This is a genomic window from Salinisphaera sp. PC39, assembly GCF_040361335.1.
GTDB lineage: Bacteria > Pseudomonadota > Gammaproteobacteria > Nevskiales > Salinisphaeraceae > APNM01.
The window spans coordinates 1-18,338 of sequence record NZ_APNM01000009.1; the positions used below are offsets into that span (position 1 = coordinate 1).

Here is an 18,338-nt window from a genome sequence, read left to right on the forward strand (position 1 = left end):
CCATGCCGGGCATGGCGCAGTGGTGGCCGGTGCGCACGGCGACGCCGGCGGCGTCGAGGATGGTGGCGATGTCCTGGGGATGGGCCTCTTCCATCACGAAGGAGACGATCGCCGCCTTGTGCTCGGCGGTGCCGATGACGCGCAGGCCGGGGATTTCGCTCAGGGCCTCGGTGGCGCGGGCGCGCAGCCGTTCCTCGTGGGCGGCGATGGCGCCGAGGTCGTACTGTTGCAGGTACCGGACGGCGGCGCCCAGGCCGATGGCGCCGGCGATGTTGGGGGTGCCGGCCTCGAACTTGGCGGGCGGCTCGCTCCAGGTGCTGCCGTCCAGGGTGACGGTCTCGATCATGTCGCCGCCGCCCTGGTAGGGCGGCATGCGGTCGAGCAGGGCGGCCTTGCCGTAGAGCACGCCGATGCCCGTCGGACCGAACATCTTGTGCCCGGAGAAGGCGTAGAAATCGGCGTCCAGGGCCTGCACGTCCACGGGGGTGTGCGCCGTCGCCTGGGCGCCGTCGATCAGCACCGGGATGTTCAGCTCGTGCGCTAGGCGCACGATCTCGGCGACCGGGTGGACGGTGCCGAAGGCGTTGGAGATGTGGCCCACGGCGACCAGTTTGGTCCGTTCGGTGAGCTTGCCCTCGAAGACCTCCAGGTCGATCTCGGCGGCGTCGTTCACGCCGGCGACCTTGAGCACGGCGCCCGTGGCCTCGCAGACAAGCTGCCAGGGCACGATGTTGGAGTGGTGCTCGATCTCGGTGATCAGGATCTCGTCGCCCGGGCCGAGGTTCGGGCGGGCGTAGCTCTGGGCGACCAGGTTGATGGCTTCGGTGGTGCCGCGGGTGAACACGATCTCGTGCGAGTCGGCGGCGTTCACGAAGCCGGCGATCGCCTCGCGGGCGCCCTCGTAGGACTCCGTGGCCCGCTGCGACAGAGCGTGGATGCCGCGGTGGACGTTAGCGTTGTCCTCGCGATAGTAGCGGGCCACGGCATCGATCACCGCCGCCGGTTTCTGGGTGGTGGCGGCGTTGTCGAGATAGGCCAGCCGCTGGTCGTGCACCGGCCGCGCGAGGATCGGGAAGTCGGCGCGCAGGGCGGCGACGTCCAGCTCGGGCGGGGCGGCCGTGGCGGTGGCTTCGCTCATGGCGGCCTCAGGCCAGGCCCGCGTAGCGGCTGCCGGCGGGCAGCTTGGCGAGCAGGGCGTTCTCCAGGTAGCGGCGCAGCGGCTCGGGCTTTATCCTGGAGATCAGCTCGTCGGCGAAGCTGTAGGTGAGGATCGCGCGGGCGCCTTCCTCGTCGATGCCGCGGCTCTGCAGGTAGAACACCGCGTCCTCGTCGAGCTGACCGACGGTGGAGCCGTGGGCGCACTTGACGTCGTCGGCATAGATCTCCAGCTCGGGCTTGGCGTCCACCTCGGCGCGCTTGGACAGCAGCAGGGCGTCCGAGGATTGCTCGGAATCGGTCTTCTGGGCGTCCTTGTGGACGATCACCTTGCCGTTGAAGACGCCGCGGCCTTTGCCCGCGAGCACGCCCTTGTAGGCCTCGCGGCTGGTGCCGTGGGGCTTGGCGTGGTCGACGCGGGTGTGGTTGTCGACGTGCTGCTCGCCGGTGGGCGCGTAGACGCCGTAGAGCTCGATGCCGGCGCCCTCGGCGTCCAGCCGGCTGTTGGTGTCGGTGCGGGCGAGCTTGCCGCCCAGGTCGACGGCATGGTCGACGATCCAGCTGTCGCGCTGCTGGTGGGCGTTGAAGCTGGCCACGTGGTAGCCGCCGTCGCCTTCCTGCTGGATGCGCACGCGGTTCAGTTTGGCGCCCGGCCCGGCCTCGACCTCGGTCACGGCATTGGTGAAGTAGGTCTTGTCGCCCAGGCCGACGTAGTGCTCGATCAGGGCGCATTCGCTGTTCTCGCCCAGGCGCAGGACGTTGCGGACCTGGGCCATCGACCGCTCGTGCCGGCCGCTGGCGACCACCAGCAGGTGCAGCGGCTTGTCCAGCACCGCGTCGGGCGCGGTCTCCAGGTACAGGCCGTCGGACATGAAGGCGGTGTTCATGTCGGTGAACGGACTGGCGTAGCCGTTGACGGCGCTGCCCACGGCGCGCGGCGCGTCCTCGGCGGCGGAGAGCCTGGCGGCGAGCCCCTCGACGCGCACGCCGTCGGGCAGGTCCGCGAGATCGGACAGGCCGGCGACCACATGGCCGTCGACCACGACCAGACGATGGGCGTCCAGGCCCTCGGGCAGGTAGGGCGCCAGCTCGGCCGCGGTGACGTCGGCGGCGCTCTCGGCCGCCTCGAACCGGGTCGATTCGATCTCGCCGACGTCGGTGTACTTCCAGTCCTCGACCTTCTTGTGCGGGAAGCCCGCGCGGGAGAAGGCCTTGAGGCTGTCGTTGCGCAGCGTCTCCAGGGCCCGGCCGCCGGCCAGGTCGCGTTCGACCCGGGCGAATTCGGCCAGGTAGTAGTCGACGCCGGGGCTGATGTCCTTGCGGTTCGCGCTCATGATGCGGTGGCTTGCTCGCGGTTGTCCCGGGCGATGCCGGCGTAGCCCTCGGCCTCCAGCTCGTCGGCCAGTTCGGGGCCGCCGGAGCGCACGATGCGGCCGCCGGCCAGGACGTGGACCTTGTCCGGCACCACGTGCTCCAGCAGCCGCTTGTAGTGGGTCACCAGGATGGTGGCCCGCTCCGGCGAGCGCAGGGCGTTGATGCCCTTGGCGACGGTCTTGAGGGCGTCGATGTCCAGGCCGGAGTCGGTCTCGTCCAGGATCGCCAGCTTGGGCTCCAGCATCAGCATCTGGAAGACCTCGTTGCGCTTCTTCTCGCCGCCGGAGAAGCCCTCGTTGACGCCGCGCTTGGCCATCTCGGGGCTCATGTCCACGAACGCGATCTTCTCGTTGACGCGCTCCATGAATTCCATGGCGTCGATCTCGTCCTCGCCGCGGGCGGCGCGGCGGGCGTTGAGGGCGGCGCGTAGCATGTACAGGTTAGACACGCCCGGGATCTCGACCGGGTATTGGAAGCCCAGGAACAGGCCGGCGCAGGCACGCTCGGCCACGTCCATCTCCAACAGGTCTTCGCCCTCGAAGGTCACCTTGCCGTCGGTGACCTCGTAGTCCTCGCGGCCGGCGAGCACGCTCGCCAGCGTGGACTTGCCCGAGCCGTTCGGGCCCATGATGGCGTGTACCTCGCCGGCGTTCACTTCCAGGTCCACGCCCTTGAGGATCTCGGTGTCCTCGACAGTGGCGTGCAGGTTCTCGATCTTCAGCATAGTCATCTCTTGGTTAACCACAGAGTCACAGAGAGCACAGAGAAAAACACAAAGAAAACAAAAAGAAATAATATTTATTTCTTTTGAATTATTAGCTTTGTGTCCTCTGTGCCTCTGTGGTTCGTGTCTTCATTTCCAGCATGCGTACTACGTTGAAACCAACCACAGAGTCACAGGGGCACAGAGTCAAGAAACAGCATGAACAAGCTCTTCTTCATGCTTTAAATTCTCTGTGTCTCTGTGCCTCCGTGGTTCATATCTCTCCATTCAGCCCACGGCGCCTTCCAGCGTCACGTTGAGCAGCTTCTGGGCCTCCACCGCGAACTCCATCGGCAACTCGCGGAAGACCTCCTTGCAGAAGCCGTTGACGATCATGTTCACGGCGTCCTCCTCGGAGAGACCGCGCTGCATGCAGTAGAAGAGCTGGTCCTCGCTGATCTTGGAGGTGGTGGCCTCGTGCTCCAGCTTGGCGGTGGGGTTGCGCGCCTCCACGTAGGGGAAGGTGTGCGCGCCGCACTTGTCGCCGATCAGCAGGGAGTCGCACTGGGTGTAGTTGCGGGCGTTCTCGGCCTTGGGCGTGATCCGCACCAGGCCGCGGTAGGCCTGCTCGCCCTTCACGGCGGAGATGCCCTTGGCGATGATCGTGCTCTTGGTGTTCTTGCCGACGTGGATCATCTTAGTGCCGGTGTCCGCCTGCTGCATGCCGCGGGTGACCGCCACCGAGTAGAACTCGCCCACCGAGTCGTCGCCGCGCAGCACGCAGCTCGGGTACTTCCAGGTGATGGCCGAGCCGGTCTCCACCTGGGTCCAGGAGATCTTGGAGCGGGCGCCGCGGCAGTCGCCGCGCTTGGTGACAAAGTTGAAGATGCCGCCGCGGCCATCCTCGTCGCCCGGGTACCAGTTCTGCACCGTGGAGTACTTGATCTCGGCGTCGTCCAGCGCCACCAGCTCCACCACCGCGGCGTGTAGCTGGTTCTCGTCGCGTTGGGGCGCGGTGCAGCCCTCCAGGTAGGAGACGTGGCTGCCCGGCTCGGCGACGATCAGGGTGCGCTCGAACTGGCCGGTGTTCTCGGCGTTGATCCGGAAGTAGGTGGACAGCTCCATCGGGCAGCGCACGCCCTCCGGGATGTACACGAAGCTGCCGTCGGTGAACACCGCGGAGTTGAGCGCCGCGAAGAAGTTGTCCTTGCGCGGCACGACGGTGCCCAGGTACTTGCGCACCAGCTCCGGATGCTCGCGGATCGCCTCCGAGATCGAGCAGAAGATCACGCCCGCCTCGCGCAGCTTCTCCTTGAAGGTGGTGGCCACCGAGACGCTGTCGAAGACCGCGTCCACGGCCACGTTGGGCGCGCCCTGGACGCCGGCCAGCACCTCCTGCTCCTTGAGCGGGATGCCTAGCTTCTCGTAGGTCTCCAGCAGTTTGGGATCGACCTCGTCCAGGCTCTTGGGCTTGTCCTTGGCCGACTTCGGAGCCGAGTAGTAGGAGATCGCCTGGTAGTCGATCGGCGGGAAGTGCACGTGCTGCCAGTTCGGGTGCTTCATCTGCAGCCACCCGCGATAGGCCTCCAGGCGCCATTCGGTCATCCACTCCGGCTCCTCCTTCTTCTTGGAGATGAAGCGGATGACGTCCTCGTTGAGGCCCGGCGGCACCGTGTCGGATTCGAGGTCGGTGACGAAACCGGCCTCGTATTCGCGGTCGGCGACCAGTTCGTCGATGTCTTGCTCGCGTGCTGCCATGTCTTCGGCTCGCTAGAGTTGGTCGATGGCGGAGGGCGCGTTCGCCGCCCGCCGGGTTTCGGCCCGCAGGCGCAGATCGGTCATCGGCCCGGCCATCTCGGCCAGGGTGACGCCGGCGAGCGCCTCACGGATCGCATGGTTGATGATCTGCCAGTTGCCGCGCAGGCTGCATTCGGACTCGATCCCGCAGCGACCGTCGTGCGCGGCGCACTCGGTGAGGCCGATGGGGCCCTCCAGCGCGGCGATCACGTCGGCCATGGAGATGTCCTCGGGCGCCCGCGCCAGCCGGTAGCCGCCGTGCGCGCCGCGCGTGGATTCCACCAGCCCCTGGTGCGTGAGCCGCTTGAGCAGCTTGCGCACGGTCGGCACCGCGATGCGCGTGCCCTCGGCCAACTCGGCGGCGTTGCGCTGCTCGTCCGGCGAGCGCGCCAGGGCGGTCATCACCACCGTGCCGTAGTCGGTCAACTTGCTCAGGCGCAGCATGCTCCGTCACTCTCCGGGGCCGTTCGCCGACCCGCGCCTGGGGCGGCGGATCAATCGGGACCGAAACAGTCCGAATTCATGCGCTAGGATAATGGATCGGGCCCTGACTCGCAAGCCGTAAACCCCTGTCAGACAACACCTATGAACGACACAGACAAAGCTTCCGAAAGCGCCTCCGCGGCGACCGCTCTCGACTGGGATCACAAGCCCGCGCACGTGGTCGAAGTGACGGTCTCGGCCGACGATATCGACCAGCTCGGACACGCCAACAACGTCACCTACCTGCGCTGGCTGGAGACCGCCGCCTGGGCTCATTCCAAGGCCGTGGGGCTGGATTTCGGGGCCTACGAGCGCCTGGGCGTGGCCTGCGTCGCGCGCCGCCACGAGATCGACTACCTTGGGCCCGCCTTCGAGGGCGAGCACCTGGCGGTGGCGACCTGGGTGACCGAGAACGACGGCCGCCTGAGCCTGTGGCGTGCCTACCAGATCGTGCGCGTGGCCGACGGCAAGACCCTGATGCGGGCCCGCACCCATTGGGTCTGCGCCCGCCTGGACAATGGCCGACCGTGCCGGATGCCGGAGGAATTCAAGACCGGGTATGCCGTGACGCCCGATTTCGATCCGGAAGATGGCTAACCACAGAGACACAGAGGCACAGAGATTTAGATAAAAATGAAGAAAGGGTTGGCAGGCATCCTGCTCGGTCGCGGCCTTGTTCGGAGCCACGTTGTGGCGCTCGATTCCCGTCCTGAAGATTAACCACAGAGACACGGAGAGCACAGAGAGAAGGTGTTACAGGGTTTCCGCCTGGTTTTGTCTCTGGTGAATTTTCTATGCTCTGTGTTCTCTGTGCCTCTGTGGTTCGAGTTCTTGAATGGATAATGCAAGTAGACCCCGGGTGAGCATCGAGTACTGCACGCAGTGTCGCTGGCTGCTGCGGGCGGCCTGGATGGCGCAGGAGTTGTTGACGACCTTCGACGGCGAGCTGGGGGAGGTGGCGTTGGTGCCGGGCACCGGCGGCACGTTCGTGGTGCGGCTGGACGGCGAGGTGCTGTTCTCGCGCGCCGAGGCCGGCCGCTTTCCCGAGAGCAAAGAACTCAAGCAGTTGGTGCGCGACCGCATCGATCCCGGTCGAGACCTGGGGCATAGCGATCGTGCTGATTAACCACAGGGGCACAGAGCCCGGATCAAGGATGAGGATTCATGAATTTAAAGTCATGGATAGGGGATCGATAAATCCCCCGCCTTTAGGCGGTAATTTTTTGGTTCCTTTTCCCTCACCCTAACCCTTTCCCCAGAGGGGAGAGGGGCATGTCGGCCGTATGGCCGACCGATCCGGCTTCGAACCGTAACCTGAAGCCACCGGCTTTAGCCGGTGGCGCATTCACTATTCTCTGTGTCTCTGTGCCTCTGTGGTTAGTCATCGATCCAGACGAGATCGGGCGGGCCCTGCCGGGGGACATGCAGTAGTGCGGCCTGGTTGAAGTGCCGTCCGAGCGATGCCGCCTCGCGCGTGTCCAGATTCCAGACGCAGAAGCCCGGCTCGTCCGGCCAGTCGCCGTCGGGATCGAGGTTGACCGCCGGATAGTGGGGGAGGACCCGCCGTTCCAGCATGCGTGCCAGTTCGCGCCGGCGACGGGCGTTGATCCAGGGCGCCACGCGGCGGCCGGCGGGGTTGCAGGGGGTGATGATCCAGGCCTCGCCGCCCGCCGTTCGCGGCAATTGCGCCCAGAGGCGGCGGGCCGCCCCGGCGTCGCCGACGCGCAGATCGACCGGGCCGCGCGGGGCGTGCACGCGGTAGATGGCGTCTTCGAAGGCGTTTTTTAGTTGATGAACCACAGAGGCACAGAGGCACAGAGAGTCACGACCGGTTTCAGACGTATCGCTTCGCTATGCGAATCGGGCATTAGCGCGCCGTAGCTGCAGGTTACAACCCAAGGCTACAGGCGAGAATGGGGTTTTCTGCTTGTAGCCGCCGTCGGCAGCCTCCTTGGGATCCGGCGTTTGCGCAGCCCTGCGATCGTCCTCCGGTCCTTTAACTACCTCTGTGCGCTCTGTGTCTCTGTGGTTGATCTTCAGGCCACCCGCGATTCCTGGGCCACGTCCTCGTGGCCGCCGGCGGCGCGGTCGGTCAGGTACTCGTGCGTGAAGCTGTCGGTGAGGATGGCGTCGTAGCGCAAAGCGTCGAAGTCCTCGACCTGCTTGGCCTCCTCGCGCGAGAGGATGCCCGCGTCCACGCAGCTCGCGAGCTGCTCGGCCACGGTGAAGCCCTTGGCCTGGCCCTTGGCGACGGCCTTGGCGAACTTGTTGTACAGCGGTTCCACCTTGACCAGGGTGTCGAAGGCGACCTCCATGCGGCCGGTGACGTCGTCCGCGGCCTTGCCGAAGTAGGCGTCCGCGGTCATGCGGTCGCGGAAGGCCCCCGGCTCCAACATGGCGTCGGCGATGACGCTGGCCAGCTTGTCGGAGGGCTCGACGTAGCTGCGACCGGTGGGGAACACCATGAACCGCAGGAAGCGGCCGACGACGCGGTTCGGGAAGTTGCGGAAGAACTTGTCGAACGCCACGTCGATGTTGTGCAGGCAGTCCTGCAGCACCCACTCCATGTGCGGCACGTCCGCCGCCTGCCGGCCCTCGTCCTCGAAATACTTGAGGGTGGCCGAGGCGAAGTACAGGTTGGAGAGCACGTCGCCCAGGCGCGCCGACAGGCGCTCCTTGCGCTTCAGCTCGCCGCCGAGCATGCCCATGGTCACGTCGGACGCGAAGGCCAGGGCCGCGCTCATGCGGGTGAGCTCGCGGAAATAGGGCGCGGCCGGGCCGTCCACCGGGGCCTTGGCCAGGCGGGCGCCGGTCAGGCCCAGGGTCAGGGCGCGGGCGCCGCGGTTGACCGAGTAGCCCACGTGCGACCAGAGCAGGCGGTCGAAGGCCTTGAGGTCGTCGTTGCGCGCGGCCTCCATCTCCGGGAACACGTAGGGATGGCAGCGGATCGCGCCCTGGCCGAAGATCATCAGGCTGCGCGTGAGGATGTTGGCGCCCTCCACGGTGATCGCGATCGGGATCGACTGGTAGGGGGCGACCAGGTAGTTGCGCGGGCCGTGCTGGATGCCGCGACCGCCGTGGATGTCCATGGCGTGGTTGACGATCTCGCGCATCCACTCGGTCATGTGGTACTTGGCCATGGCCGTGACCACCGACGGCGCGCAATGGTCCACGCCGGAGGCGGTCAGCAGGCGCGCGGCCTCCATCTTGTAGTTGAGGCCGGCGATGCGGGCCGAGGCCTCCTGCACACCCTCGAACTTGCCCACCGGCGTCTTGAACTGGCGCCGGAGGCGGCCGAAGGCGCCGGTCATGCGGTACGAGGTCTTGGACGCCGCCGAGGCCAGGGCGGGCAGGGAGATGCCGCGGCCCGCGGACAGGCACTCGACCAGCATGCGCCAGCCGCCGCCGGCCTTCTCGGGGCCGCCGATGATCCAGTCGATCGGGATGAACACGTCCCGGCCGTTGATCGGGCCGTTCATGAAGGCGCCGGGGAAGTGCCGGCGGCCGATCTCGACACCCGGGTGGTCGGCGGGGATCAGGGCGCAGGTGATGCCCAGCTCCTCGTTATTGCCCAGCAGGCCGTCGGGGTCGTACAGCTTGAACGCCAGGCCCACCACCGTGGCCACCGGGGCCAGGGTGATCCAGCGCTTGGCGAAGGACAGGCGGATGCCCAGGGTTTCCTTGCCCTCGTGCTCGCCCTTGCAGACGATACCCACGTCCGGAATGGAGCCGGCGTCGGAGCCGGCTTCCGGCCCGGTCAGGCCGAAGCAGGGGATCTCGCTGCCGTCGGCGAGACCCGGCAGCCAGCGCTTCTGCTGTTCCTCGGTGCCGTAGTGCACCAGCAGCTCGCCCGGGCCGAGGGAGTTCGGGACCATGACGGTCACGGCCGCGGTCAGCGAGCGCGTGGCGATCTTGGACACGATGGTGGACTGGGCCACCGCGGAGAAGCCGAGGCCGCCGTGCTCCTTGGGGATGAGCATGGCGAAGAAACGGTTATCGCGGATGTATTGCCAGACCTCCTCGGGCAGGTCGTTGAGTTCCTGCGTGATCTGCCATTCGTCCAGCATCTCGCAGAGGCGCTCGGTCTCGTTCTCGAGGAAGCCTTGCTCCTCGTCGGTCAGCCGGGTGCGCTGGAAGTCCAGCAGGTATTGCCAGTCCGGCTTGCCGCGGAACATCTCGGCTTCCCACCAGACGTCGCCGGCCTCCAGGGCCTCGCGCTCGGTGTCGGACATCGGCGGCAGCACCGCCTTGAAGCCCTTGAAGATGGGCTTGCTCACGATCGCGCGGCGCAGGGCCGGGACGTTGAACAGCAGCGCCAGGGGCACGCCGATGCCGGCGGCGATCAATGCGCCGGTGGGACCGATGGCGCCGAGGGCGTACAGGCCGCCGACGTAGACGGCCGCCGCGACGGTCCAGGCGATCAGCGGCGCGCCGACATAGGCCAGCGTCCAAACCGCGGCGAGCGCGACGAGAAGGGAGATGAGGATCGTCATGGTATTGCCTCCGTGACCGGATCAGCTATCGGGGGCCGCGCGCGCGGCCCGGTTGGCGGTCGGTGCCGGCTCCTCCGCACCCGGCCCGCCGTTATGGTTGTCTCGTTCCGGGGCCCCGTCGTCCGCCGACTCCGGCGGGATCAGGGCGCCCATCAGGAATTGCACGTAGTCCGCGAACGCCGGCTCGTCGGCGGCGGGCCATTCGTCGGGCAGGTCGCGCCGGATCTGCAGCGTGCCCAGATAGACCGAATAGGTCATGCGCGCCCAGAGTCGGGCATCATGATCGCTCAGGCCCAGGGCGCGGTAGCAATCGAGCAGGAAACGCATGCGGCGCTCCGAGACCCGGCGCACGCAGGCGGCGATGACGGGGTCGTGGGCGGCCGAGGACAGGGCCTGGTAGATGCGGCTGGCCCGCTTGGAGGCGTTGATCCGGCCGATCAGGCTCTCAATGCGACGCCGGGGATCGGTCTCGTGGGCCACCTGACGCAGGACATCGTCGGTCTCCTGCTGCTCCCACAGCGCGAGGGCCCGCTGGAGCAGGGCCTCCCGGCTGGAAAAGTGCCAGTAGAAACTGCCCTTGGTGACACCGAGCTCGCGCGCCAGCGGCTCCACGGCCACGCCTTCGAGACCGCGATGCGAGATCGCGTCCAGGGCCGCCGCCGCCCACGCGTCGGCGGTGAGACTGGTCCGGTCGGGCGCTGTGCTGGGTGCCATAGATTCTTCCATACGCTACCGTATTGACGTACTATCCGGCATCGTCACCGTTATGTCAATACGCCTGCGTATGGCGGGCGGATGCGGGTAATCGAGAGGAGCGAGACAGTCGATGAGCGGAATCACGCGCGACCAGTTCGGGCATTTTATGCCGATCACGGTGCGCTGGGGCGAGATGGACGCCCTGGGCCACGTCAACAATACGGTCTACTACCGGTACTCCGAGGACGGCCGCCTGGATTACATCGGCCGTGTCGCCGGCGACGGGCCGACGACCTCCGGCAGCGGCCCGATCCTCGCCGACCTGCGCTGCAGTTTCCTGCAGCAGCTTCGTTTCCCGGCCTCGGTGGAGATCGCCACCCGGACCCGCGCCATCGGCCGCAGCAGCCTGCGCGTCGAGCAGGCCCTGTTCCGGGTGGGCGAGGACACGCCGGTCGCCACCTACGACGCGGTCGTGGTCTGGTTCGATTACGCGGCGCAGAAGAGCGCGCCGGTGCCCGACGACGTGCGGGCGCGCATCCGCGAGGTCGAAGTCGTAGCGCCTGAGGAATAAAGACCTGAATTAACCACAGAGACACAGAGCACACAGAGGCTGGAAGAGCAAGAAGACCAAAGCAGCAATCAACTTGGCGCTCTTTTTCCCAAGTGCTTTTATCTAGATCTTCTCTCTGTGTTCTCTGTGCCTCTGTGGTTAGTTGTCAATAGCCGCTAGGGAAGCGATCGCGGAACCAGACTTCCTCCGGCGGCAATTGCCCGGCGCGGGCGTGGGCGCCGCGCACGGCCTTGCCCACGGCGATCATGAGCGCGATCTCGTGGTCCTCGGGCAGGTTGATCAGCTCGCCGACGCGGCCGAAGTCGAAGCCGTCCATGGCGCAGGTGTCGTAGCCCAAGGCCTTGGCCGCCAGCATCAGGGTCTGGGCGGCGATGCCGCAGGAGCGCATGCCCTCGTCGCGCTGTAGCTGCGGATCGCCGCGATAGAAGGCGCGGATTTCCGGCACCAACTGCGCCGCCACCTCGGGCGGCGCGTGTCGCCAGTAGCGCGCGGGATCGCGATCCCAGCTATTGAGATCCAGGCAGAGCACCACCAGTAGCGAGGCCTCGGTGACCTGCGGCTGGTCCCAGGCCGCCTCCCGGATGCCGCGCCGGATCGCGGGATCGCGCACCGCCACGAAGCGCCAGTTCTGGATATTGAAGGCGGTGGGGGAGAGCAGGCAGGCCTCGCGCAGCCGGCGTATCTCGTCTTCCGGCATCTCGTGGTCCGGGTCGAAGTGCTTGATCGACCGGCGCTGCTCTATGGCTTCGAAGACGTGCATTGCGTGGTTTTCGAGATTCGATGCAGAGGGTTGAAAGGTTGCCTCAACCCTCTGTCTGGATTGGCTAAATGTAAAGACGGCGCAGTTCGGTCGCGGGTCCGGCCGCGTCCCAGAGACCGTCGAAGCGGTGGCGGGCGGCCCGGGCGCGTACCGGCATGTCCAGGCAGAGCCGGGCCGTGGGCGAGTCGGGCGTGTCGCGTTCGAGCAGGTGGCGCTCGTCCGCGATCAGGCTCTCGTCGCGGTTGTCGCCCTGGTGCTCGGCCAGCACCCGTATCTCGGTAAAGCTGCTGACGTGCCGCAGCAGGTGCAGCAGCCGATGTTCCTGCGTCGCCACGGAGCGCACGTCGTGCACCAGAACCCGCACGCGGGCCCGCTGATGCCCCAGGACCAGGTCGCGCACGGCGTCGCAGAATCCGGGCGTGCCGTAGGCCCAGTCCGCGAGATCGTACGACAGCAGGTCGATCCGACGCCGGGCGCGGCCGGCGATGTCGGCCGCCGCCTCGGCGTAGGCCGCGCGGCTGTCGACGAGGCGCGGCTCAGGCTTTTCTTGCCTGGTCGGCGGCATTGCCGACGTAGTCCTCCGGCCGCATCGCCAGGAGCCGCTTCTTGTCGGCCTTGGGGATGTCCAGCCCGTCGATGAACCCGCGCATGGCGTCGGCGTCCAGCACCTTGCCCCGGGTCAGGGCCTTGAGCTGCTCGTAGGCGCCTTCGATGCCGCGCACCCGCATGACCGTCTGCACCGCCTCGGCGAGCACGATCCAGTTGTCCTCCAGGTCGGCGCGCAGACGGGCGGGGTCGGCCTCCAGCTTGCCCAGGCCGCGCTGCAGCGACTGGTAGGACACCGCGCCGTGGGCCAGGCCCACGCCGAGGTTGCGCAGGACGGTGGAATCGGACAGGTCGCGCTGCCAGCGCGAGATGGGCAGCTTGGCGGCGAGGTGGTCCATGATCGCGTTGGCGAGCCCGAGATTGCCCTCGGCGTTCTCGAAGTCGATCGGGTTGACCTTGTGCGGCATGGTCGAGGAACCGACCTCGGTCTCCACCGCGCGCTGCTTGAAATAGCCCAGCGAGATGTAGCCCCAGACGTCGCGGCAGAAGTCGATCAGGATGGTGTTGAGCCGCATCAGGGCGTGGAAATACTCGGCGATGTAGTCGTGCGGCTCGATCTGGGTGGTGGCCGGGCACGGGGCGACGTCCAGCGAGCGGATGAAGCGCTCGCTGATGCCCGGCCAGTCGGCATCCGGATAGGCGGCCAGGTGGGCGTTGAAGTTGCCCACGGCGCCGTTCATCTTGCCCAGGATCTCGACCTCGGCGAGCCGGTCCCGCTGGCGCTTGAGCCGGTGCGCGAATACCGCCATTTCCTTACCGACGGTGGTCGGCGACGCGGCCTGGCCGTGCGTGCGGGATAGCATCGGCAGGTCGGCGTAGGCGTGGGCGAGTCCCTGGATCGCCTCCAGGATGGCGTCCACCGCCGGCAGGATGTTGCGCCGGCGGGCGTCGCGGAGCATCAGGGCGTACGCCAGGTTGTTGATGTCCTCGGAGGTGCAACCGAAGTGGATGAACTCGCTGACCGCGGCCAGCTCCTCGTTGTTGCGGATCTTCTCCTTGAGGTAGTACTCGACCGCCTTGACGTCGTGGTTGGTGGTGTCCTCGATCGCCTTGACCCGCTGCCCTTCGCTGGTGCCGAATTCCTCGATCAGCGCATCCAGCGTGGCGGATGCGTCCGCGGACAGCGCCGGCACCTCCGGCACCGCGGGCTCGGCCGCCAGCGCCTGCAGCCAGCGGATCTCGACCATCAGCCGGTAGCGGATCAGGCCGTACTCGCTGCAGATTTCGCGCAGGTCCCAGGTCTTGTCCGCGTAGCGCCCGTCGATGGGCGAGATCGCCGAAAGCGCGGTCAGTTGCATCGCCATGCCGTTGTCCAGGGTCGGGTGTCCAGGGGTTCGGGAGCGCGCATGATACCGAAAGTGGGGTGTGATTAGTGATTCGTGATTGGTGATTGGCCGCCGTCGGGAGGCGACGACGCATGCCTCGGCGTGCCCGATTCGGTATCCTTCGGCCCGCAAAGCGACGGGTCGCCGTCCACGAATCACCAATCACCAATCACGAGTCACGACGATGCAATACCGGGTCGAAAAGGACAGCATGGGCGAGCTGCAGGTGCCCGCCGACGCTCTCTGGGGCGCGCAGACGCAGCGCGCGGTGGATAATTTCCCGATCTCGGACCTGCGCGCGCCGCGGGCCTTCATCGAGGCCCTGGGCCTGATCAAGGCGAGCGCCGCCGCCGTCAACGCCGATCTCGGCCTGCTCGATCGCGGCATCGCCGACGCCATCGTCGGGGCGGCCGACGCGGTGGCCGCGGGCGACCACGACGACCAATTCCCGGTGGACATCTTCCAGACCGGTTCCGGCACGTCCAGCAACATGAACACCAACGAGGTCGTGGCGCACCTCGCCAGCGAGGCCGCGGGCGATAAGGTGCATCCCAACGATCACGTCAACATGGGGCAGAGCTCCAACGACGTCATCCCCACGGCGATCCACGTGAGCGCGGCGATGGGCGTCGAGAAACGTCTGCTGCCGGCCCTGCGACACCTCCGCGACACCATCCGCGGCAAGGCGGACGAGCTGAACGGCGTCACCAAGACCGGCCGTACTCACCTGATGGACGCCATGCCCGTGCGCTTCGGCCAGGAGCTGGGCGGCTGGGCGACCCAGATCGACAACGGCATCGCTCGCGTCGAGGCGGCCCTGCCGCGCATCCGGCGGCTGGCGCAGGGCGGTACGGCGGTCGGCACCGGCATCAACGCCCATCCCGAGTTCGGCCGCCGCTTCGCCGAGGCCCTGGCCGAGCGCACGGACGTCGCCTTCGAGCCCAGCCCCGACTACTTCGAGAGCCTGTCGTCGCAGGACGCGGCGGTCGAGTTGTCCGGCCAGCTCAAGACGGTGGCGGTCTCGATCATGAAGATCGCCAACGACCTGCGCTGGATGAACAGCGGGCCGCTTGCCGGCCTGGGCGAGATCGCGCTGACCGCGCTGCAGCCCGGTTCCAGCATCATGCCGGGCAAGGTGAATCCGGTGATCCCGGAGGCCGCGGCCATGGTCTCGGCCCAGGTGATCGGCAACGACAGCACCATCACCGTCGCGGGCCAGTCCGGCAATTTCCAGCTCAACGTGATGCTGCCGGTGGTGGCCTACAACCTGCTGCAGAGCATCGAGCTGCTGGCGAATACCTCGCAGGTGCTGGCCGACAAGGCGGTGGCGGGTTTCACCGTCAACGAGGGCAACCTGGAGAAGGCCCTGGCCAAGAACCCGATCCTGGTGACCGCGCTCAATGCCGTGATCGGCTACGAGAAGGGCGCCGCCATCGCCAAGAAGGCGTACGCCGAGGGCCGGCCGATCAAGGAAGTCGCCCTGGCCGAGACCGATCTGGACGAGGCCGAGCTCGACCGGCTGCTGGACCCGGCACAGCTCACCCAGGGTGGTATCAACAAGTAGCCCTGTGTGAGTATTCGCGCGGTGAACGCACGCCTGGCATTCGGACTCGGCTTCGCCGCCTCGGCGGCGGGGCTGGCCTTCGCCTATTACCTGCAGTTCGTGCACGGGCTGGAGCCCTGTCCGCTGTGCATCTTCCAGCGGGTGGCGATGGCGGCGACCGGGGCGGTGTTCCTGGTTGCGGCCCTGCACGGGCCCGCCGGCTTCGGGCGGCGCGTGTACGCGGCCCTCGCCGCCCTCGCCGCCGGCGCCGGGGCGGCGATCGCCGGCCGCCATGTCTGGCTGCAGTCCCTGCCCGAGGACGAGGTGCCCGCCTGCGGCCCCGGCCTGGACTATCTGCTGGACGTCATGCCCTGGCAGGATGTCCTGGCCCGCATCCTGCGCGGCGATGCCGCCTGCGCCGACATCGACGCCAGCTTCCTGGGCCTGAGCCTGCCGGCCTGGACCCTGGTCGCCTTCGTCGCGCTCGCCCTCTGGGCGATCGCGGTATTGTTCTTGCCAACCACAGAGGCACAGAGGACACAGAGCTAAGACAGCTATTGTTTGCGAGACTTCGGCGACAGCCAATCGGCCGACGCGCGTTGCCAAAGCCGTGCCATCGCTTCCTTGATTCGCTCTCTGTGTCCTCTGTGCCTCTGTGGTTAGTCAATTAAGGAATAAACCGATGAGTTACCCGACGACCGATCTCTGCGACAAGTACGCCGACGAGCTCCAGATCGCCGACCCGATGTTCGCCGACCTCGGCGGCAAGCTCGATTTCGCCGGGCCGATCAGCACGATCAAGTGCTTCGAGGACAATTCCAAGGTACGCGAAGCGCTGGAGGAGCCCGGCAAGGGCCGGGTGCTGGTGGTCGACGGCGGCGGCTCGGATCGCTGCGCGCTGCTCGGCGACAACCTGGCGCAACTGGCGATCGACAACGATTGGGCCGGCGTCGTGGTCTACGGCTGTATCCGCGACAGCGCCGAGATCGCGGAGATGCCGGTGGCGGTCAAGGCGCTGGCGACCCATCCCCGCAAGTCCAACAAGCAGGGGATCGGCGAGCGTGATGTGTCGGTGCGCTTCGCCGGGGTCAGCTTCGAGCCGGGCGCCTGGCTCTACGCCGACGCCGACGGCATCGTGGTCGCGGGCCGCGAACTCGATCTCTGAGTCCGGCCCACGCGGCGCCGGGGCGGGGTGCCGCTCCGCGCCGCCGTCTCCCGCCCGCCGCGGCCGCGTGCGAAGGCATTTTCACCCCGTTCCGCCGGGCTTTCCGGACGAATGCGGCATCGGGGTCTGTTAAAACACGAATCAACCGGTATAATACGCGCCCTCTGCACCTGTTGTTGCAGTGCACATAGACCCGATGCGCGCGCTCCGGCCGCGCATTTCGTCTTTTCCGACAAGGTGCTGCGCCCTGGAGTGGAAATCGCGCTTCCAGCGGCAAGGGGGAGGGGCTTGGCGCCCAGGTTCCGGACCCCCTCCGAAACGACCCGTTCCAAGAGGATGTGACCGCAAATGACGACGAGAGACGAGCAGATCAAGGCGATCGAGAAGGATTGGGCCGAGAACCCGCGCTGGAAGAACGTGACGCGTCCGTACAGTGCGGAAGACGTCGTCCGCCTGCGCGGCTCGGTGGTGCCCGAGGCGACCTATGCGCGCAACGGCGCCGAGAAGCTCTGGAAGCTGGTCAACGAGGAGGACTACGTCAACTGCCTCGGCGCCCTGACCGGCGGTCAGGCGATGCAGCAGGTGAAGGCCGGCATCAAGGCCATCTACCTGTCCGGCTGGCAGGTCGCCGCCGACGCCAACCTCGGCGAGACCATGTACCCGGACCAGTCGCTGTACCCGGCCAACTCCGTGCCGCACGTGGTCAATCGCATCAACAACTCCTTCGCCCGCGCCGACCAGATCCAGTGGGAGAAGGGCAGCAACCCGGGCGACGCCGACTGGGTCGACTACTTCGCCCCGATCGTGGCCGACGCCGAGGCCGGCTTCGGCGGCGTGCTCAACGCCTTCGAGCTGATGAAGGGCATGATCGAGGCGGGCGCCGCCGGCGTGCACTTCGAGGATCAGCTCGCCTCGGTCAAGAAGTGCGGCCACATGGGCGGCAAGGTGCTGGTGCCGACGCAGGAGGCGGTCCAGAAGCTGGTCGCCGCGCGCCTGGCCACCGATGTCATGGGCGTGCCCACCATCGTGCTGGCCCGCACCGACGCCAACGCCGCCGACCTGCTGACGTCCGACGTCGATCCCTACGACAAGGACTTCATCACCGGTGAGCGTACCGCCGAGGGCTTCTATCGCACCCGCGCCGGCATCGATCAGGCGATCAGCCGCGGTCTGGCCTATGCGCCGTTCGCGGATCTGCTGTGGTGCGAGACCGCGGTGCCGGACCTGGACGAGGCCAAGAAGTTCGCCGAGTCGATCCGCGCCGAGCACCCGGGTCAGCTCCTGGCCTACAACTGCTCGCCCAGCTTCAACTGGAAGAAGAACCTGGACGACGCCACGATCGCCAAGTTCCAGCGCGAGCTGGGCGCGATGGGCTACAAGTACCAGTTCATCACCCTCGCCGGCATCCACAACATGTGGTACAACATGTTCGATCTGGCGCAGGAGTACGTGAAGAAGGGCATGACCGCCTACGTCGAGATGGTCCAGGAGCCGGAGTTCGCCGCCAAGGATCGCGGCTACACCTTCTCCAGCCATCAGCAAGAGGTCGGCACCGGCTACTTCGACGACGTCACCAACGTCATCCAGGGCGGCACCTCCAGCGTGACCGCGCTGACCGGTTCGACCGAGGAGGCGCAGTTCTAAACGCGCCATCCGCGTTCCGGAAC

General features: G+C 67.1%; 18 protein-coding genes. 7 read left to right on the forward strand and 11 right to left on the reverse strand.

Annotation, left to right across the window (positions count from 1 at the left end; all coding sequences use genetic code 11):
- The 5 genes from PC39_RS09890 to PC39_RS09910 form a co-directional block, all read right to left on the reverse strand.
- Positions 1 to 1,138 (reverse strand): aminotransferase class V-fold PLP-dependent enzyme (locus PC39_RS09890; RefSeq protein WP_353253226.1); only part of this gene is annotated, 1,138 nt, incomplete at its 3' end.
- 7 nt (positions 1,139 to 1,145) lie between these two features.
- On the reverse strand, positions 1,146 to 2,489 hold the full coding sequence (gene sufD, locus PC39_RS09895; protein ID WP_353253227.1) for a Fe-S cluster assembly protein SufD: 1,344 nt from the start codon (positions 2,487 to 2,489) through the stop codon (positions 1,146 to 1,148).
- Complete coding sequence (gene sufC, locus PC39_RS09900; protein ID WP_353253395.1) at positions 2,486 to 3,253, reverse strand: Fe-S cluster assembly ATPase SufC; 768 nt, start codon at positions 3,251 to 3,253, stop codon at positions 2,486 to 2,488. The genes sufD and sufC overlap by 4 nt, the downstream gene beginning before the upstream one ends.
- Positions 3,254 to 3,520: 267 nt before the next feature.
- Positions 3,521 to 4,990, reverse strand: coding sequence for a Fe-S cluster assembly protein SufB (gene sufB, locus PC39_RS09905; protein ID WP_353253228.1), 1,470 nt, complete (start codon positions 4,988 to 4,990; stop codon positions 3,521 to 3,523).
- 12 nt (positions 4,991 to 5,002) lie between these two features.
- Positions 5,003 to 5,473, reverse strand: coding sequence for an SUF system Fe-S cluster assembly regulator (locus PC39_RS09910; RefSeq protein ID WP_353253229.1), 471 nt, complete (start codon positions 5,471 to 5,473; stop codon positions 5,003 to 5,005).
- A gap of 141 nt (positions 5,474 to 5,614) precedes the next feature.
- Between PC39_RS09910 and PC39_RS09915 the strand changes: the two genes are divergently transcribed.
- Both PC39_RS09915 and PC39_RS09920 read left to right on the forward strand, forming a co-directional pair.
- Positions 5,615 to 6,109, forward strand: a complete 495-nt coding sequence (locus PC39_RS09915) for an acyl-CoA thioesterase (RefSeq protein WP_353253230.1) — start codon at positions 5,615 to 5,617, stop codon at positions 6,107 to 6,109.
- Positions 6,110 to 6,347: 238 nt separating this feature from the next.
- Positions 6,348 to 6,638 carry an Rdx family protein gene (locus PC39_RS09920; protein WP_353253231.1) on the forward strand — a complete coding sequence of 97 codons (291 nt, stop codon included), beginning with the start codon at positions 6,348 to 6,350 and terminating at the stop codon, positions 6,636 to 6,638.
- 251 nt (positions 6,639 to 6,889) lie between these two features.
- Here the strand turns inward: PC39_RS09920 and PC39_RS09925 are convergent, their stop codons facing one another.
- From PC39_RS09925 to PC39_RS09935, 3 genes are all read right to left on the reverse strand, one after another.
- Positions 6,890 to 7,312 (reverse strand): DUF3293 domain-containing protein, encoded by a 423-nt coding sequence (locus tag PC39_RS09925; RefSeq protein WP_353253232.1) that lies wholly within the window; start codon positions 7,310 to 7,312, stop codon positions 6,890 to 6,892.
- A 236-nt stretch (positions 7,313 to 7,548) separates the two neighbouring features.
- Positions 7,549 to 10,005, reverse strand: coding sequence for an acyl-CoA dehydrogenase (locus PC39_RS09930; RefSeq protein WP_353253233.1), 2,457 nt, complete (start codon positions 10,003 to 10,005; stop codon positions 7,549 to 7,551).
- A gap of 21 nt (positions 10,006 to 10,026) precedes the next feature.
- Positions 10,027 to 10,719: a TetR/AcrR family transcriptional regulator gene (locus tag PC39_RS09935; protein ID WP_353253234.1), complete on the reverse strand. Its 693-nt coding sequence runs from the start codon at positions 10,717 to 10,719 to the stop codon at positions 10,027 to 10,029.
- A gap of 112 nt (positions 10,720 to 10,831) precedes the next feature.
- Here PC39_RS09935 and PC39_RS09940 point away from each other — a divergent pair, with 112 nt between their 5' ends.
- A complete protein-coding gene (locus PC39_RS09940; protein ID WP_353253235.1) occupies positions 10,832 to 11,272 on the forward strand; it encodes an acyl-CoA thioesterase in 441 nt (146 codons plus the stop codon).
- A 145-nt stretch (positions 11,273 to 11,417) separates the two neighbouring features.
- Here the strand turns inward: PC39_RS09940 and PC39_RS09945 are convergent, their stop codons facing one another.
- From PC39_RS09945 to purB, 3 genes are all read right to left on the reverse strand, one after another.
- Complete coding sequence (locus PC39_RS09945; RefSeq protein ID WP_353253236.1) at positions 11,418 to 12,032, reverse strand: nitroreductase family protein; 615 nt, start codon at positions 12,030 to 12,032, stop codon at positions 11,418 to 11,420.
- A 64-nt stretch (positions 12,033 to 12,096) separates the two neighbouring features.
- A complete protein-coding gene (locus PC39_RS09950) occupies positions 12,097 to 12,597 on the reverse strand; it encodes a DUF7931 domain-containing protein (RefSeq protein WP_353253237.1) in 501 nt (166 codons plus the stop codon).
- Entirely contained in the window at positions 12,569 to 13,936 is a 1,368-nt protein-coding gene (purB, locus tag PC39_RS09955; protein ID WP_353253396.1) for an adenylosuccinate lyase, read from the reverse strand. The genes PC39_RS09950 and purB overlap by 29 nt, the downstream gene beginning before the upstream one ends.
- 211 nt (positions 13,937 to 14,147) lie before the next feature.
- Here purB and PC39_RS09960 point away from each other — a divergent pair, with 211 nt between their 5' ends.
- The 4 genes from PC39_RS09960 (at position 14,148) to aceA (ending at position 18,315) form a co-directional block, all read left to right on the forward strand.
- Positions 14,148 to 15,527 (forward strand): class II fumarate hydratase, encoded by a 1,380-nt coding sequence (locus PC39_RS09960; RefSeq protein ID WP_353253238.1) that lies wholly within the window; start codon positions 14,148 to 14,150, stop codon positions 15,525 to 15,527.
- 6 nt (positions 15,528 to 15,533) lie between these two features.
- Positions 15,534 to 16,055, forward strand: a complete 522-nt coding sequence (locus tag PC39_RS09965; protein ID WP_353253239.1) for a disulfide bond formation protein B — start codon at positions 15,534 to 15,536, stop codon at positions 16,053 to 16,055.
- A gap of 133 nt (positions 16,056 to 16,188) precedes the next feature.
- Complete coding sequence (rraA, locus tag PC39_RS09970; protein WP_353253240.1) at positions 16,189 to 16,671, forward strand: ribonuclease E activity regulator RraA; 483 nt, start codon at positions 16,189 to 16,191, stop codon at positions 16,669 to 16,671.
- A 348-nt stretch (positions 16,672 to 17,019) separates the two neighbouring features.
- Positions 17,020 to 18,315, forward strand: coding sequence for an isocitrate lyase (aceA, locus tag PC39_RS09975; RefSeq protein WP_353253241.1), 1,296 nt, complete (start codon positions 17,020 to 17,022; stop codon positions 18,313 to 18,315).
- Positions 18,316 to 18,338 lie beyond the last annotated feature (23 nt).

Excerpts from the sequence above, each read along its gene's own strand:
- PC39_RS09945 (WP_353253236.1), bottom strand. The coding sequence starts at position 12,032 with ATGCACGTCTTCGAAGCCATAGAGCAGCGCCGGTCGATCAAGCACTTC.
- rraA (WP_353253240.1), top strand. The coding sequence starts at position 16,189 with ATGAGTTACCCGACGACCGATCTCTGCGACAAGTACGCCGACGAGCTC.
- PC39_RS09930 (WP_353253233.1), bottom strand. The coding sequence starts at position 10,005 with ATGACGATCCTCATCTCCCTTCTCGTCGCGCTCGCCGCGGTTTGGACG.
- sufB (WP_353253228.1), bottom strand. The coding sequence starts at position 4,990 with ATGGCAGCACGCGAGCAAGACATCGACGAACTGGTCGCCGACCGCGAA.
- PC39_RS09935 (WP_353253234.1), bottom strand. The coding sequence starts at position 10,719 with ATGGCACCCAGCACAGCGCCCGACCGGACCAGTCTCACCGCCGACGCG.
- PC39_RS09915 (WP_353253230.1), top strand. The coding sequence starts at position 5,615 with ATGAACGACACAGACAAAGCTTCCGAAAGCGCCTCCGCGGCGACCGCT.
- PC39_RS09940 (WP_353253235.1), top strand. The coding sequence starts at position 10,832 with ATGAGCGGAATCACGCGCGACCAGTTCGGGCATTTTATGCCGATCACG.
- PC39_RS09910 (WP_353253229.1), bottom strand. The coding sequence starts at position 5,473 with ATGCTGCGCCTGAGCAAGTTGACCGACTACGGCACGGTGGTGATGACC.
- aceA (WP_353253241.1), top strand. The coding sequence starts at position 17,020 with ATGACGACGAGAGACGAGCAGATCAAGGCGATCGAGAAGGATTGGGCC.
- PC39_RS09950 (WP_353253237.1), bottom strand. The coding sequence starts at position 12,597 with ATGCCGCCGACCAGGCAAGAAAAGCCTGAGCCGCGCCTCGTCGACAGC.
- sufD (WP_353253227.1), bottom strand. The coding sequence starts at position 2,489 with ATGAGCGCGAACCGCAAGGACATCAGCCCCGGCGTCGACTACTACCTG.
- sufC (WP_353253395.1), bottom strand. The coding sequence starts at position 3,253 with ATGCTGAAGATCGAGAACCTGCACGCCACTGTCGAGGACACCGAGATC.
- PC39_RS09960 (WP_353253238.1), top strand. The coding sequence starts at position 14,148 with ATGCAATACCGGGTCGAAAAGGACAGCATGGGCGAGCTGCAGGTGCCC.
- purB (WP_353253396.1), bottom strand. The coding sequence starts at position 13,936 with ATGCAACTGACCGCGCTTTCGGCGATCTCGCCCATCGACGGGCGCTAC.
- PC39_RS09920 (WP_353253231.1), top strand. The coding sequence starts at position 6,348 with ATGGATAATGCAAGTAGACCCCGGGTGAGCATCGAGTACTGCACGCAG.